This is a genomic window from Saccharopolyspora elongata (assembly GCF_004348985.1).
Lineage (GTDB): Bacteria > Actinomycetota > Actinomycetes > Mycobacteriales > Pseudonocardiaceae > Saccharopolyspora > Saccharopolyspora elongata.
On sequence record NZ_SMKW01000079.1, the window covers coordinates 1 to 14,420 of the forward strand.

Below are 14,420 nucleotides of genomic sequence, written 5' to 3' on the forward strand. Positions count from 1 at the left end.
GTGTGGGTGTGCGGGCGGGGCGGGCGGGGTTATCGGGTGCCCACGACCGGGTCGATCGGGGCCGCTCGCCGCCGGTTGGGATCGGGTCCGATGGAAACGGTGGCGCGCGCGGTGATGACGCCCTGCGCGCGACCGGACACGCGCGGCGCGTGGTATCAGGACTGGTTATTGACGGCGGTGGACGGAACCACATTCACCGTGCCCGATACCGAGGACAACGAGCGGGAGTTCGGTCGCCCGGGTTCGGGCCGTGGCGAGGGCAAGACCGCGTATCCGCAGATTCAGGCGGCGTGCCTGATCGAATTGGGCACGCACGCGGTCTTTGACGCCCGGATGGATGGCTACGCCGCCGCGGAAACGATGTTGATCGAGGAGATGTTCGGCTCGCTGAGGCCGGGCATGCTGGTGCTGGCCGATCGGCATATTTATTCGTTCCATCGGTGGATCAAGGCGGTGGACACCGGTTCTGACCTGCTGTGGCGGGTGGCGTCGAACCTCATTCTGCAGCCGGTGGAGATGCTGGCCGATGGGTCCTACATCGCGGAGGTGATCCCGCCCAGGAAGTCCGGTCGGGCGTCGTTTCGGTTGCGGGTGATCGAATATCGGCTGCCGTGGTCAGGTGAGTTGTATCGACTGGCGACCACGATCATGGACCCGGTTCGGGCTCCCGCGAAGGAGCTCGCGGTTCTTTACCATGAGCGCTGGGATATCGAGGGGTTCCTCAAGCAGATCAAGAGCGTTCAGCTGGGCAACGAGAAGATCTTTCGGTCGAAGTCGCCGGATGGGGTGCGGCAGGAATTCTGGGCGCATCTGGCGGTGCACTACGCCACGATGTGTGTCCAGGTGGATGCTGCTGATCATGCGAAGCTGGATCCGGATCGGATTTCGCATAAGAACACGGTGCGTGTCATCCGGTCCCGCGTGTGGAAACCGGAGTCTTTTCCCCCTCACAGCAAGTGATGATCACTATCGTCTACTGCTGGCCGAGGTCTGCGATGAGATCAATCCGGAGCGCCGGAACCGGAGCTATCCACGCGTGATCAAGAGGAAGATGAGCAATTTCCCGGTCAAACGGGCACGCCACCGCCAGCAGCGCCAGGACAGCAGGCCATCCCCCTCAGCGGCCGTCATCACCGCACCCAGCAAGACCGGACACCGACCTCGACCAGCCAAGATCACTTAAACGACCGGCATTGGGCCTAGACCGTAAGAGGTGAGCGTCTCGACGTCTTAGTTGACGAGTGATCGCACAAGAATCAGTGCTGGTCAGCACCCAATACGTTGCTCACCGCGAAAAATCCGGGTCACCACGTGCGAGCTCAACTGGCACGCCCACATCCAAAAATATTCAACTTGCGCCTTTGGGCAACATTCACGGGTCGCGCACGCCCCATCGCCTCGGATGACCTGGTCACGACTGATGCCGCTGCTTAGGCTCACCGGCACTGCGTCGAATCTCCCCTTTTCGACGTCACCTCCGTCTCGATGCGAATGGAGCTCGATGATGATTCGAAAGCTGGCCGCGGCCGCCCTGCTCACCCTGGGGGTCGCCGCCGCCACCCAGGGTGTGGCGTCCGCAGCCACGTTCGTCCCGGCCGGGGTCTACCCGTCGTACCACGCCTGCGCCAACGCGGGCAACGCGGGCTTCCCGCAGGGCCGCTGGGTCGGCTGGCGCTGCGAGAACCTGCACAACGGCCAGCACCTGCTGTGGGTGCAGCCGAAGTACTGATCCGGTGCGTGGTGCGGGGGCGCGTCCGTTGTGGACGCGCCCCCGTTTCGCTGCGGTTTCCAGGGTTCTGAAGGAATCCCGCGGGGAACGCAACGGGATGCCGCATTCGTTCGCGTCCCGCTGCGCGACACCCATACGAGGTCTTCGACAGCCCAGAGACTTCGTGGGGCGTCTCACCAGGGCACATTCCCGGTGTCGTCGAACAGCCCTCCGGTCGGGCCGTCGTCCGGCAGCGTGGCGAGCCGAATGGCGATCTTGGCGCCTTCTGCGGGCGTGCTGGTTCCGTGGAAGCCGTTGAGATCGGTCGCGACGTAGCCGGGGCAGGCGTTGTTGATTTTGATGTTGGTGCCGCTCAGCTCCTTGGCGTACTGGATGGTGACCGCGTTGAGGAACGTCTTCGACGGTGAATAGGCCCCGCTGACCCCGCCGAGGTCGACGCCCGGCGTGGTCTGCAAGGTCAGGGAAGCGACGTGGCTGGACTGGTTCACGATCCGCGGGCGCTCGGAGCGGCGCAGGAGCGGCAGCATCGCGTTGATGACCCGGACGACGCCGATCACGTTGGTCTCCACCACCGCCCGCATACTCTCCGGCGTGACGGTCGAGGGCTCCTCCGGCCATGCCCCAGCGATGCCGGCGTTGTTGACCAGCACGTCGAGCCGCCCAGCGCGCTCCTCGATCAGTGCAGCGGCGGCCGAAACGCTCGCGTCGTCGGTCACGTCGAGAAGCACACCGAACGCGTCGACGCCGGCCGCACGGAGCTTCGCCACGGCATTCTCCCGGCGCTGCTCGTCCCGTGCCCCGATTCCGACGCTCCAGCCCAGCGCGCCGAGCCCGGCCGCGATCTCGTATCCGATTCCCTTGTTCGCGCCGGTGACCAGCGCAATCGTCTGTTCGCTCATGCCTTTGATCGTGGCCGGGCACTGGCGGGGAACCAACACCGTCTGAGTCACGCAACGATACCCAGCTGATATGGATCGGGCGGTAGCCTGAACGGGTGGAGACGCGGGAGTTGCGGTACTTCGTTGCGGTCGCCGAGGAGTTGCACTTCGGCCGGGCCGCCCAGCGCCTGGGCATCGCCCAGCCGCCGCTGTCGCGGACGATCACTCAGCTTGAGCGACGGCTCGGAGTCGCGTTGCTGGAACGCACCAGCCGCAAAGTCTCGCTCACCGAAGCCGGATCAGTGCTGCTGGCCGAAGGCCGGGCGATCCTCGGCGCGCTGGCCGCAGCCGAGCGGCGCACCCAGCGTGCCGCGACGAGTCAGCCCTCGCTCGTCCTGGCCACCAAGGCCGGCGCCTCCGGCGAACTGCTGGCAAAGTTACTCGACGCGTACGCCGCCGAACCGGGTGCCGTCGCCGTCGACCTGCTGCTCTGCGAATCCCAGCCCCAGCAAACGCTGCATGACGGCCAGGCCGACGTAGCGCTGTTGCATCAACCCTTCGACTCGACGACCGGACTCGACACCGAAATTCTGAACACCGAGGGACAGGTCGCCATTCTTCCCACCTCGCATCCGCTCGCTGGCAGATCCCACGTCCGGACGGCGGATGTCAGTTCACTGCCGGACCTCCCGCTTGCCCGCTGGCCCGGCCCCGGCGGCGCCTATCCCGAGGGCCCCGGCGCGGAAGTACGCAACCAAACGCAGCTCTTCCAGCTGATCGCGCTCGGCCGCACCACCGTGGTCATGCCCGAATCCTGCCGCGCCAACCTGCTCGAAGGCCTGGCCGCCGTGCCGGTTCTAGACGCGCCGACCGTGACGACAGTCATCGCCTGGCCGCCACACAGCCGCTCCCGAGCACTCGCCGATCTAGTCCGCGTAGCCACACGCCTCTGAGCCTTCGCTCCCGCAGCCCCGCCCCTCCGTTCGCGGAGTTCCTGTTGTGGCACCGCAATCGCCCGGCGGCATACCGATAATCCTTGCTATCCATACGATTTTTGTTCTGCCTAAGGTTGGCGCACGGTTTTGGTTGCGGAACTCCAACCCTGGGTTGGGATTCGCGAACCGAGCTCGTGAAGGATGCGCGGACCGTGCGCCGGGTAAGTCGACGTGTGCGTGGGTGTAGCAGACCGTGATCTCTCGCCGAACCCCCTATTGCCCTAAAGGGCAAGATCGGAGGAACGAAATGTCTAGTCGGCGGCGCGCCTCGAAACAACTTTGGTGCAATGGGCAACCGCACCGGGAGGCGCACGTCTTCAGGAACGAAGACCACAACGCGCTCAATGCGCGGCACGAAAGGATCAAGAATGATGCTCAACCGGACCCAGATGCTGGGTGCGATCGCCGGACTGTTCAGCGGGGCGCTGCTGCTCGCCGGATGCGGTCAGCCAGCGTCAGCCCCCGCCGCACCTACGCTGGGGGCCGTGAACACGCCGGCAACGGCCGCCGGGATCGCTCCCGGCGATTCGAACCCCCAGCCGGCCGACGAATCGGTCAGCAAGGCGACGGGCGAGACGGCCCGCGAGTCCAGCGGGGCGGGCAGCGGCCACCAGTCCATCACCGAGTGCGCGGCATCGGACTTCGCGGTCGACCTGACCGTCCAGCCGAACCGCCCCGGAGTCCTGCTGATGGCCGTCACGAACAAGTCGAAGCAGGACTGCCACGTCAACGGCTGGGCGGACATCGCGCCCGTCGACATGTCCGGCAAGGCGCACACCGAAGTGCCCGTTCAGAAGGTCGAGATCCCGGGCGGCCCGACGGAGGTCACGCTCAACCCGGGCGAGACCGCGTTCGCCGGCGTACTCGTCGAGCGCGGCGACAAGGCGGACCCGAACACCGTGGTCGCCACCGGTTTCAGCGTCAGCGTGCCGGGCGTCGACGGCCCGGTGAACGCCAACATCGTCGGCACCGACGGCACCAGCACCGAGAACGGCGGTCTCTACGCCGAGTTCCCGCTCAAGTCGATGAAGGCCGGCACCCTGCAGCCCACCACCCAAGGCGTCACCGTCTTCTGATCCGGTAAACGCCGGTGAGGGGCACCCATGACCGGGATACTTGGTCACGGGTGCCCCCGCACCGCATCACCCGCGGGGTCAGCCCGCGGTTGTGCGCTCAAGCCGTGCCAGTGAGGACCTGCTCCAAGTAGGGGTTGATCAGGATTCCTTCCGGATCAAGAGATTGGCGGATCCGTTGTACGTCATGCCAGCGTGGATAGCGGGGTGCGAGGCTGCGCGCGGTGTGGGAATGCAGCTTCGCCCAGTGCGGGCGACCATCAAAGTCGCCGAGAACCCTTTCGGCGCAATGAAATATCTTGTCGTGCGGGCTGTGCGCATCGGTCGCCAAGTTGACGTAACCGGTTGGGCGCCCGTAAGCCGGACTGAGTGGGATGTCATTTCCGGGCGCTACCCGTATCTCCAGGGGCAGCGAAACCACCTCGCCGGCCGACGGTAGTGCTCGACGCAATTCTTGCAACGCCTGCCCTAACGCCTCGAGTGGCACGGCGTACTCCATCGCCACCACCCGGACGCGTTGTGGAAACGTGAAAACCCGATGGCTCACGTCGACGAACGACCGAAGCGGTCGGCGCGTCAGGACTTTGGAAGCAAATGGCACGAGCGCGGCATTGCGCCGGTGGGTCCGGAGCACGCCATGCAGCCCGACATGGCCCGCCAGATAGTGATCTCGCCAGGCCTGCCACCGTGACGGGGGCCTGCGCGGCGCCGTCGTGCGCGACATGGCCCGGATGTGTACCGAGTCGCTCCACATCGGCCAGAAGAAGATTGGGTGATCAACGTTCGCGATGAGTTCGGGCAGGCGCCCGATCAGCCGGGCGAATGGCTCCGTTCTCTCCTCAAGGCCGAGCGAAAATGCCGGTACGCAACGAAATGTGATCGTGGAGATAACCCCCAGTGCGCCCAAGCCCAGACGAGCGGCCGAGAACACGTCTGGTTCGGACGTCGCCGAGCACTCCACGAGTTCCCCGTGTCCTGTGATGAGCCGCATACTCGCGATCTGACTCGACAGGCAGCCATACCGGGTGCCCGAACCGTGAGTCCCCGTCGAGACCAGGCCGGCCGCGGTTTGAACGTTGATGGTCCCCATGTTCTCGAGCGCGAGTCCGTACCGGTCCAACTCGGCGTTGATGCGCCAGAGCGGTGTGCCGGCTTGGACCGTGACCGTCATGCCGACGGGGTCCACCGCGATGACATCGGCGTACTCGTGCAGATCAACGAGGGTGCTATCCGTGCTGACCAGCGGCGCGAAGGAGTGCCCGGATCCGGCGAGGCGCAGCGGCTGACCGGTGGCACATGCGTCTCGCACGTACTGGGCCAACTCGTCCTCACTACGCGGACTGACGCGACGGGCCGGGGTGCATCGGGCGGACCCAGCCCAGTTTGTCCACATCGATCGGGCGTCGGAGCGCTCTGCGATGCCAGTCATGGCAGGAACCTGTGCGAGGCGTAGCCGACCTGCTTGTAAATCCAACTGTAAGTCTCGGACATTCCCTCCCGCAGCGAGACGGATGGTGCCCAGCCGAGCTGTTCGCGGATCAGCGTGTTGTCGCTGTTTCGTCCCCGCACACCTTGGGCAGCGGAAAGGTTGTAGCGCCGTTTCAGTGAGCTGCTAGCGATTTCCTGGACCAGATCGACGAGTTCGTTGATGGTGACAAGCTCGTCGCTACCCAGGTTGAGCGGCTGGTCGCAGTCGCTGCGCATGATGCGGCGAATGCCCTCGACGCAGTCGTCTATGTAGGTGAAACTCCTGGACTGCTCCCCGTCGCCCCAGATCTCGATCTTGTCGTCGTTGTTGATGACCGCAGCGGCAACTTTCCGGCAGATCGCGGCCGGGGCTTTCTCGCGTCCGCCGTCCCACGTTCCGTGCGGGCCGTAGATGTTGTGGAAGCGGGCTACCCGGGTGCGCAGGCCGAAGTCCTCAGCGAAGTGTCGGCACATGCGCTCGTCGAAGAGCTTCTCCCACCCGTAACCGTCTTCGGGCATCGCCGGATAAGCCATCTCTTCCCGCAATGGTTCGAGATCCGGGGCGACCTGGTGGGCAGCGGCGTAGACGCAGGCGGAGGAGGAGAAGAAGAATCGGTCCACGCCGGCATCGCGGCTGGCCATGAGCAGGTGCGTGTTGATCAGCACAGACAACATGCAGCGCGTCTTGTTGCCTTCGATGAAACCTATGCCGCCCATGTCGGCGGCTAGGTTGTAAACCTCGTCCATCCCGTCGACCGCCGCACGTGCTGCGTCGAGAAGCGATAGGTCGGCCACGACGTTTTCCGCGTCGGGATGCACCTGGAACCACTCGTCAACCGGTTTGCAGTCGACCACTCGTACGCGGTAGCCCTCGCGCAGCAGCCGAGCGGCCAAGTGCCCGCCGATGAAACCTCCCCCGCCAGCTACGAGGGCTGAACTCCTGTGGTCACTCATGGCAACCAACTCCCTGGTCAGGATGAACATGTGTAATCGATCTGGACAAGGGCGACTGCTTCGACAGTTCGACCGGCCATCCGCAGGCCTGCCTGGCGAGTTTCGCTGGGCCGTCAGGGCACGAGAACCTCCTCGAAGCGGGTGGCTATAGGTTCGATCGCAAAAGCGCGGCGGGCGTACTGCTGTCCCGCCTCACCCATGCGCTGACGACGTGCGGAGTCAGCGAGCAGGGCGAACGCTGCCGCCACGTACTCATCCGGGTCATCTGGGTTGACTACGAGCCCCGCTCCGGTTTCCTCCAGCAGCTGCGCGGCACGATTCGTCGAAGGGATGGCAGCGAGCACCGGGCGCCCGGCGCAAAGGTAGGCCAGCACCTTCGAGGGAACCGACATCTGACCCGCTTCTGTGCTGAGCCCAGCGAGCAGCACGTCAGCTGCTGCGAACATGGACGGGACCCGGTCGTAGGGCTGGAAGTCGTACAACTGCAGCCGACGTATTCCCAGCTGGCGCGCCCTTTCCAAGGCAAGGCGGCCAGTTCCCTCGCTGACGACGTACAAGACGCCGCTGTTCCGGGCGTCGCAGGCCTTCGCCAGCCGCACAAGCAGGTCTGCGCCGTGGCGATCGTCCAGCGTGCCGGAGTAGAGGAAGATGTGCTTTCCGGAGCTGCGGTCGGACCTCGCCGGTGCCCAGTCGTCGCTGTCGCATTCCATTTCTGCAAGCGGCGCCCAGTTCTCGATCACCGTGATGTTCTCCGACGGCACCCCGCACTGGCGAACGAAAACCGCGAACGGCTCTGCGATGGCGACAACCGCATCGCTGCTCAGCAAAGTGGCTTTCTCGCACCGTGCAGTGCGTTCCCACTCGTCGTGGTGGCCGGCCTCGCCGCTGGGTGCACGCGCGGAGTAGACATCCTGCAACCAGTACACGAACCGGATTCCCCGCTCAGCGCAGGTTTGCTGGATGTGCCGCTGAACCGGGACCGGGCTATTCCCCGAAATCACCACGTGGGGCGCGAAGTCCCTGATGAGTCCGCCGACGTCCTGCCCGTACGTGCCGGGCCCCGAACCGCGGTGTCCTTGCCGAGGCATGCCGATGATCGACAGGCGATCGGAGTCCGTTTCGCCGACCCGCAACTTCCCTTGTCCGACTGTGATCGTCGAGCAGTACACGTGGCGGACACAATGTCCTCGCCGGGCCAGTTCGCGGCTGAGTTCGGCTTGGAAGGGATGTCCCAGGTAATCGTGCACAACTATGCGTGTGGCGCGTTGACTGGCGATGATGACCTCCGGATGCCGTGCGGCCCAAGAGCGCTGCGGTCGGCGTCCTCACTTCCTACTCGGGAGCAGCGCATCGAGCCCAGCGAACCAGGGAAAAAGTGCACTATTCTCTGCCCTTTTCCACCGGATCTCTGTCGCGCCCGACTCGCGCCGTGTTGTCTGTCTCCCTGACAGGGCCGGACGGTGTGATGTCACGGTCAGCACCGAGGCTCGTGAGCGGATCGAGGCGCGGTGCGCGTTCGCCATCCCATGGAAATGCACGCCTGAGGACTCGGACAGCCATGATCGACGCCCGCCACCGGAATACCGCATTCCTGGTTGCCGGCTGCTTCTTCATGGAGAACCTGGACGGCACGATCGTCACCACGGCCGCCCCGAGCATCGGCGAGTCGCTCGGTGTCCCACCGACCGCAGTCGGCCTGGTGATGACGGCCTATCTGCTCACCCTCTCCGTGCTGATCCCGCTGAGCGCCTGGCTGACCAGCAGATTGGGTGTCCGGCCGGTATTCCTGGCCGCCATAGCGATCTTCACTCTGGCCTCGCTCGGTTGCGCGGCGAGCGGCAGCCTTCCGGTGCTGGTGGCCATGCGGGTGGTGCAGGGCGTCGGCGGCGCGATGATGGTGCCGGTCGGGCGAATGGTGGTGCTGTCCAGGACGGATAAATCGGACCTGTTGCGGGTGATGGCTTACATCGTGTGGCCCGGTCTGCTGGCACCGGTCGTCGCACCGCTGGCCGGCGCACTGATCACCACGTATGCGTCCTGGCAGTGGCTGTTCCTGATCAACGTGCCACTAGGTGTGTTCGCCTTTGCCGTGGCCTGGAAGCTGATCGGGGAAGCCGACAGCGGCACCGCCCGGAGGCCGCTGGACTGGCTCGGCCTGCTGCTCACCTGCGGCGGGCTCGGCGGGATCACTTATGCGGCGCACCTGATTTCGGACACCGACGCGGGCTGGCCGGTGACCGCCACTCTGACCGCGCTGTGCCTCGCCGTGCTCGCCGTTGCCGGCTGGCACCTGCTGCGCACCCCGAGCCCGTTGGTCACCCTGCACACGCTGCGCGTGCCGACCTTCCGGCTCTCCCAGTCCAGCGGGTTCCTGTTCTGGATCGTGGTCGGAGCCGCACCGTTCTTGTTTTCGCTGATGTGCCAGGAGGTGTTCGGCTACAGCGCGACCAGCTCGGGCGCATTGGTGCTGTTCATCTTCGTCGGTAATCTGGCGATCAAACCGGCGACCACTCCGCTGCTCAACCGCTTCGGCTTCCGGCCGGTGCTGCTCGCCGCCACGATCACCCTCGCTCTGTGCATGACCGGTCTCGGTTTCACCACCTCGTCCACCCCGTGGCCGATGCTCGCCGGGCTGGCCCTGCTGTCCGGGGTCGCCCGCTCGGTAGGGCTGACCGCTTACGCCACGATCGGGCTCAGCGATGTCCCGCCCGAGCAGATGCGCGATGCCAACACGCTGGCCGCCACCACGCAGCAGCTGTCTACCGGGCTGGCTATCGCGGTGGCCACGGTGGCCCTGCGGCTCGGCGAGCCCTTGGGTGAGTGGGTGTTCGGTGCCCGCGGCGGAGCCGCCTACACCGTGGCCTTCACCCTGCTCGGGCTGACCGCGCTGATCGCCACCGCCGGGGCGTTACGCCTCCACCCGCATGCCGGCAACGCCGTGCGCACAATCCGTCCGCCGCGCCCTGCAGGTGTCGGCTGACGCAGGGATTCCCCAATTTTAGGCAAAATCGGGAACCCCTACCGCTTCGGCCGACGCGAACAAGTCGTACTCCCCTTGTTTTCCCGCCCGGCTGTGTGCGTGACCAGCGCACTGGACGAACGACGTCGCAGATCGGCCGAGGTTGCTTTTCGGTGACCAATCGCACCCGCGAGCATCCCGAGCGGCCGGTGAACGTCCTGCGTTGTGAGAAGACGATCGAACAGGAGGCAGATCATGACCGCCAAGTTCCGCCGCATCATCGCCACGACCGCCGTCGCAAGTGCCGCCGGCCTTTCCGCGCTGACCGCTGGTTCGGCGGTCGCCAACCCCAGCGACGCCCCGTGCACCAGCGACGACATCAACGTCACGGTGACCAAGGACCTCGCCGAACCCGGTGAGTTCGAAGCGTTCCTCATCAAGTACACCGCAGCGAACCCGACCACCAAGTGCACGCTGCAGGGGCCTCCCCTCAAGGTGGGCTTGTACAGCGAATCGGGCCCGGTCCCGGGGGTCGTGGTGGGGTCGGACGACAGCCCGGGGGAACCGGTCATCGTGGACGGGTCCATGTTCGGGATCTCGCGGATCTCGCAGCGGACCGCGAATCCCCCCAACCCGGTGATTCCCGCCTCGGTCGAATTCGAACTCCCCGGTGTTCCGAACGGTCAGGGCGCCCGCGAGGTCGCCGCGTGGCCGGCCGGTGAGCCGATCAAGGGTTCCGCGCCGTACGCCACCCCGATCACCCAGAGCGCAGCGGACTGAGCGTCACCCCAAGCACCGATGCCTGAGCCGAAGGCCCGCACCGCTAGAGGTGCGGGCCTTCGCAATGCCACGGCCCATCCGGGCGGCGGCTTTTTACTAGCGGTTCATGTTGTGTGCCGGCAGCGTTTCGCAGCGTGGCGCGGAAGATTGACGATAGGGACAGTCCAGACAGGACTGTGCTGCGCCAGGCAGCAGGAACCGCATCAGCGAGCCATCGTTGCCACCGCTTTTGTCAAGTCGCTAATACTTATTAGTCCTGTTGGACAAAAATCGACCAGGGGCTTGATCCACGTGGCATGTGTCATTCAGTCTCGGTGCCTGATCCGCGTTTTCGACAGGGAGGTACTGCAGTGGCAGCGGGGCTCAGCGTACGACAGGCCGGCACCGCCCGGATCGCGACCACAGTAGACCTCTCCACCCTTGCCTGCACGAGGGTGGTTGCGGCGGCCGGTCCAATCCGGACCGAGGTTCACCTGTGATCACCACGTCCGACGGTGTCCGCCTTGAGGCTGTGTGGCATCAGGGCGGTGCGGATGCTGTGGTACTGGCACACGGAATCACCGCCGACCTCGGAGAGCAAGGACTGTTCCCGATTCTGGCGGATCGGCTTGCGACTGCGGGGTTCTCGGTGCTGCGGTTCTCTTTCCGTGGGCACGGCCGCAGCGAGGGCAGGCCACGCGACATGACGATCGCGGGAGAGCGGTTGGATTTGCAGGCGGCCGTGGAGTCGGCGGGGCACCCGGTGTCGGTGGTGGCGTCGAGCTTCGGCGCGGTGAGCACCACGCTCTCTTTGGGCGAATTGCCCATCGACTCGGTGGTGCTGTGGCAGCCGGTGCTCGATCTACGTCGGACTTTCCTGCAACCGGAGCTGCCGCGCGGGCGGCAGCTCTACGGCGACTTGACCTCCCTGCAGCAGCAGGGTTTCCTCGACATCGAGGGACGGTTCGAACTGGGCGCGCGGCTCTTCGAAGAGTTCGCGGAGCTCGACCCGCGAGCTGCCTTTCTCGCGAGCGACATACCGGCGCTCGTCGTGCACGGCGATGCGGATGAGCACGTCTCCTACGAGGTGGCCCATGAAGTGGCAGGCCGGCGGCTGCGCACGGACTGGCACCGCGTTCAAGGCGGCGGACATGGCTTCCGGAACATGGGGAGCGAAGTCATCGACGTGACAGTGTCGTGGCTTCTCGGCCAGGCTGCCCAGTAAGAAGCGGAACCTGACCGGCAACTTCGCTTGACGAAACCTGTCGTCAAGCGACGTTGCCCGCCATGCGGGCTGCAGTCAACCGCGGGCCATGGCGATAACGCCGGACAACCGCTCCCCGGCCTCGTAGATCATGTACGGCACTCCCCTGTCTGTCCCGAAGGCCGGCGCGGCCGCGCGGCCGTTTTCCGGCGCGGTGGAACGCGAGTCGTAGAAGACACCGAGGTGGTCGCGCCGGGAGAAGTCGTTGCCGACCTCCGTGATGAGGATGTTGCCGCCACTCTCCTTGTCGCTGTTGTAGACGACGTACGTGCTGCCGTTCTTGTGCAGCAAGTGCGGGCCGCCGACGTTGATCGCGCCGACCTTGGCGTGGTCGATCAGCGGCTCGTGGTCGAAGGTCCAGTTGCGACCCTCGGGCGACCAGCCCCAGCAGATGTCGCGGTGGTTGGCGGTGGTGTTGCGCATGAAGACCATCACGTAGCGGGCACCCCGGGAGGGCAGGTGGTGGCGGAAGACCCTGGCGTAGGAGGTCTCGGTGGTGCCCGCAGGCATCATCGAGGTGGTCAGCACGGCTTTGTCGTAGGTGAAGTGGATGCCGTCTTTCGATCGTGCGAGGCGAGTCGTGTTGTTGTCGCCGTGGAAGTACAGCCACATCTCCCGGGCCTCGCGGTGCCACAGCACGTGCGGGGACGAGACGTGCTTGACGCTGTAGTGCGGCTGCCACTCGTTGGCGACGATCGGGTTGTGCGGGTACTCGGTGAACGGGCCCTCCAGCGAATCCCCATAGGCCAGGCAGATGCCACCAGGCGCGTCGTGTGGGGCGTAATAGAGGTAGTAGCGGCCGATCCGGTTGCTCAGCCGGTCGTAGACGCCGCGGACGCAGGGGAAGATGATTTCGCCGGTGGGGTTGTACTTGAGCTGCTCCGGCTTGAGAAGGGTACGCACGTAGCGGTAGTCGGGGAAGCCACCGGGGGCGGCGGATGCGGGCAGGGCGCCGCCAACTGCGAATAGGGCGCCGCCCGCCGTCGCGGTGCGCAGGAAACTACGACGGTCCAGTTCCATGAAGGAGACTCCATTTCGGACGGTGGGTTAGAGGTAGGTGGCGGCAGTGACGCACAAGCCGCCGAGCGCGACGCACCACACGTAGGGCAGGGTGCGCAGCATCACGCGCTGCGGGCTGACGCCGGAGTACTGCGCCGCCCACACCGTTTGGGTGCTCGTCGGGTCGGAAACGCCGAAAACCTGATTGTACGAGGCGGTCATGCCCAGCACGGCGACCGCCGGGTAGATGCCCGCCGCGATCAGCACACCCGCGATCCCGGCGCCGAGGCCGAAGACGTTGAGCGGCCCCCGGTACAGGCACAGCGGCACCAGCAGTGTGAAGACCAGCACGAAGACGACCGGGTGCCCCGGGGCGACGGCCCCGACCAGCGGGTTGAGCGCCTCGATCGCGCCGGGCAGCTTGACCGCCGCAAGCAGGATGCCGATGGCGACGAACAGCACGATGGGTGGAGCAGCGACCTCGAAGGCGGCGTAGAGCGTGCGCAGCATCCGCTGGTTCATCTCGGCCGGTCTCGTCGTCGTCACCAGCGCGTAGAGCACACCGGCGAGCATCGACGGGATGATCGCGAGGTCGAAGCCGAGCGCCAGGACCAGCGGGATGGCGGGGGCGAGTAGCGCGTACCAGGGCGCGTCGCCCATGCGGCGGGCGCGCCCGCGCCCACGGCGCTCCGGCCGGGCCACGCCCGAGGTCAGCGACCAGGAGTGCTCCACCCCCTTGCGCCGGGTCTCCACAAGCACGAACAGAACTGCGAATAGCAGGGCGAAGGGGAACAGCTTGACCATGAAGCTGCGCACGGTGTCGATCGGCAGTTCCAGGGCGGTGGAGAAGAACTGCCAGACTGGCAGCTCGAACGGCACGCCGACGGCGATCCCCATGAGGATGGTCCCGGCCGCGGTCGTCTTGGGCACCCCTACGGCGATCATCGCGGGGATGCCGACGATGCCCGCCATCATCGCGGCGGGAGCCGAGCCGGTGACCGTACCGACGAGTGCGGAGACGGCCAGCACTCCGAGCGCGACGATGGTCGGGTGGTCGCCGCCGAACTCGACGATCTTGCGGACGAGGGTCGCGGCGATGCCGGTTTCCTCCATGAGCTTGCCCAGCCACGAGCCGATCAGCACGGCGAGCATGGTGGAGGCCAGCGCCACCGAGCCCTTCTGGAGCACGGTGTCGATGATGCTGCCCTCGCCGGTGAACGGGGCGCCCGCCGCGATCGCGATGGCCACCCCGAGCAGGACGAGGGCGAAAGCGGTGGGCAGCTTGCGGGCGAGCATCAGCCCGACGCCGGCAAGCATGAGCACAAGGATGACGACTCCCATTG

At 65.9% G+C, this 14,420-nt stretch carries 13 protein-coding genes; 7 read left to right on the forward strand and 6 right to left on the reverse strand.

The window, feature by feature from the left end:
* Both E1288_RS37415 and E1288_RS37425 read left to right on the forward strand, forming a co-directional pair.
* Positions 1–960: IS4 family transposase (locus E1288_RS37415; RefSeq protein WP_207954769.1), on the forward strand; the 960-nt coding region annotated here is incomplete at its 5' end.
* Between the two features lie 541 nt (positions 961–1,501).
* Complete coding sequence (locus tag E1288_RS37425; protein WP_132493422.1) at positions 1,502–1,729, forward strand: hypothetical protein; 228 nt, start codon at positions 1,502–1,504, stop codon at positions 1,727–1,729.
* A gap of 173 nt (positions 1,730–1,902) precedes the next feature.
* On the opposite strand, the gene E1288_RS37430 is transcribed toward E1288_RS37425, so the two are convergent.
* Positions 1,903–2,628 carry an SDR family NAD(P)-dependent oxidoreductase gene (locus tag E1288_RS37430; protein ID WP_132493423.1) on the reverse strand — a complete coding sequence of 242 codons (726 nt, stop codon included), beginning with the start codon at positions 2,626–2,628 and terminating at the stop codon, positions 1,903–1,905.
* A gap of 95 nt (positions 2,629–2,723) precedes the next feature.
* On the opposite strand from E1288_RS37430, the gene E1288_RS37435 reads away from it, so the two are divergent.
* Positions 2,724–3,560: a LysR family transcriptional regulator gene (locus E1288_RS37435; RefSeq protein WP_132493424.1), complete on the forward strand. Its 837-nt coding sequence runs from the start codon at positions 2,724–2,726 to the stop codon at positions 3,558–3,560.
* Positions 3,561–3,970: 410 nt separating this feature from the next.
* Positions 3,971–4,678, forward strand: coding sequence for a DUF4232 domain-containing protein (locus tag E1288_RS37440; RefSeq protein ID WP_165968468.1), 708 nt, complete (start codon positions 3,971–3,973; stop codon positions 4,676–4,678).
* Between the two features lie 97 nt (positions 4,679–4,775).
* Here E1288_RS37440 and E1288_RS37445 read toward each other — a convergent pair whose 3' ends face one another.
* The 3 genes from E1288_RS37445 to E1288_RS37455 all read right to left on the reverse strand — a co-directional run bounded on the left by E1288_RS37445 (position 4,776) and on the right by E1288_RS37455 (position 8,343).
* Entirely contained in the window at positions 4,776–6,104 is a 1,329-nt protein-coding gene (locus E1288_RS37445) for a D-arabinono-1,4-lactone oxidase (RefSeq protein WP_132493426.1), read from the reverse strand.
* Positions 6,101–7,126, reverse strand: a complete 1,026-nt coding sequence (locus tag E1288_RS37450) for an NAD-dependent epimerase/dehydratase family protein (protein WP_235884085.1) — start codon at positions 7,124–7,126, stop codon at positions 6,101–6,103. Before E1288_RS37450 ends, E1288_RS37445 begins: the two co-directional genes overlap by 4 nt.
* Before the next feature lie 83 nt (positions 7,127–7,209).
* Positions 7,210–8,343 carry a glycosyltransferase family 4 protein gene (locus E1288_RS37455; protein ID WP_165968469.1) on the reverse strand — a complete coding sequence of 378 codons (1,134 nt, stop codon included), beginning with the start codon at positions 8,341–8,343 and terminating at the stop codon, positions 7,210–7,212.
* Positions 8,344–8,654: 311 nt separating this feature from the next.
* On the opposite strand from E1288_RS37455, the gene E1288_RS37460 reads away from it, so the two are divergent.
* The 3 genes from E1288_RS37460 (at position 8,655) to E1288_RS37470 (ending at position 12,039) form a co-directional block, all read left to right on the forward strand.
* Complete coding sequence (locus tag E1288_RS37460; RefSeq protein ID WP_132493428.1) at positions 8,655–10,076, forward strand: MFS transporter; 1,422 nt, start codon at positions 8,655–8,657, stop codon at positions 10,074–10,076.
* A gap of 234 nt (positions 10,077–10,310) precedes the next feature.
* The gene (locus tag E1288_RS37465) at positions 10,311–10,835 is read left to right on the forward strand and encodes a DUF4232 domain-containing protein (RefSeq protein ID WP_132493429.1); all 525 of its coding nucleotides are present in this window, start codon (positions 10,311–10,313) and stop codon (positions 10,833–10,835) included.
* Positions 10,836–11,310: 475 nt separating this feature from the next.
* A complete protein-coding gene (locus E1288_RS37470) occupies positions 11,311–12,039 on the forward strand; it encodes an alpha/beta hydrolase (RefSeq protein WP_132493430.1) in 729 nt (242 codons plus the stop codon).
* A 75-nt stretch (positions 12,040–12,114) separates the two neighbouring features.
* Here E1288_RS37470 and E1288_RS37475 read toward each other — a convergent pair whose 3' ends face one another.
* Both E1288_RS37475 and E1288_RS37480 read right to left on the reverse strand, forming a co-directional pair.
* On the reverse strand, positions 12,115–13,098 hold the full coding sequence (locus E1288_RS37475) for a twin-arginine translocation signal domain-containing protein (protein ID WP_132493431.1): 984 nt from the start codon (positions 13,096–13,098) through the stop codon (positions 12,115–12,117).
* 27 nt (positions 13,099–13,125) lie between these two features.
* Positions 13,126–14,394, reverse strand: a complete 1,269-nt coding sequence (locus E1288_RS37480; protein WP_235884086.1) for a TRAP transporter large permease subunit — start codon at positions 14,392–14,394, stop codon at positions 13,126–13,128.
* Positions 14,395–14,420: the final 26 nt, after the last annotated feature.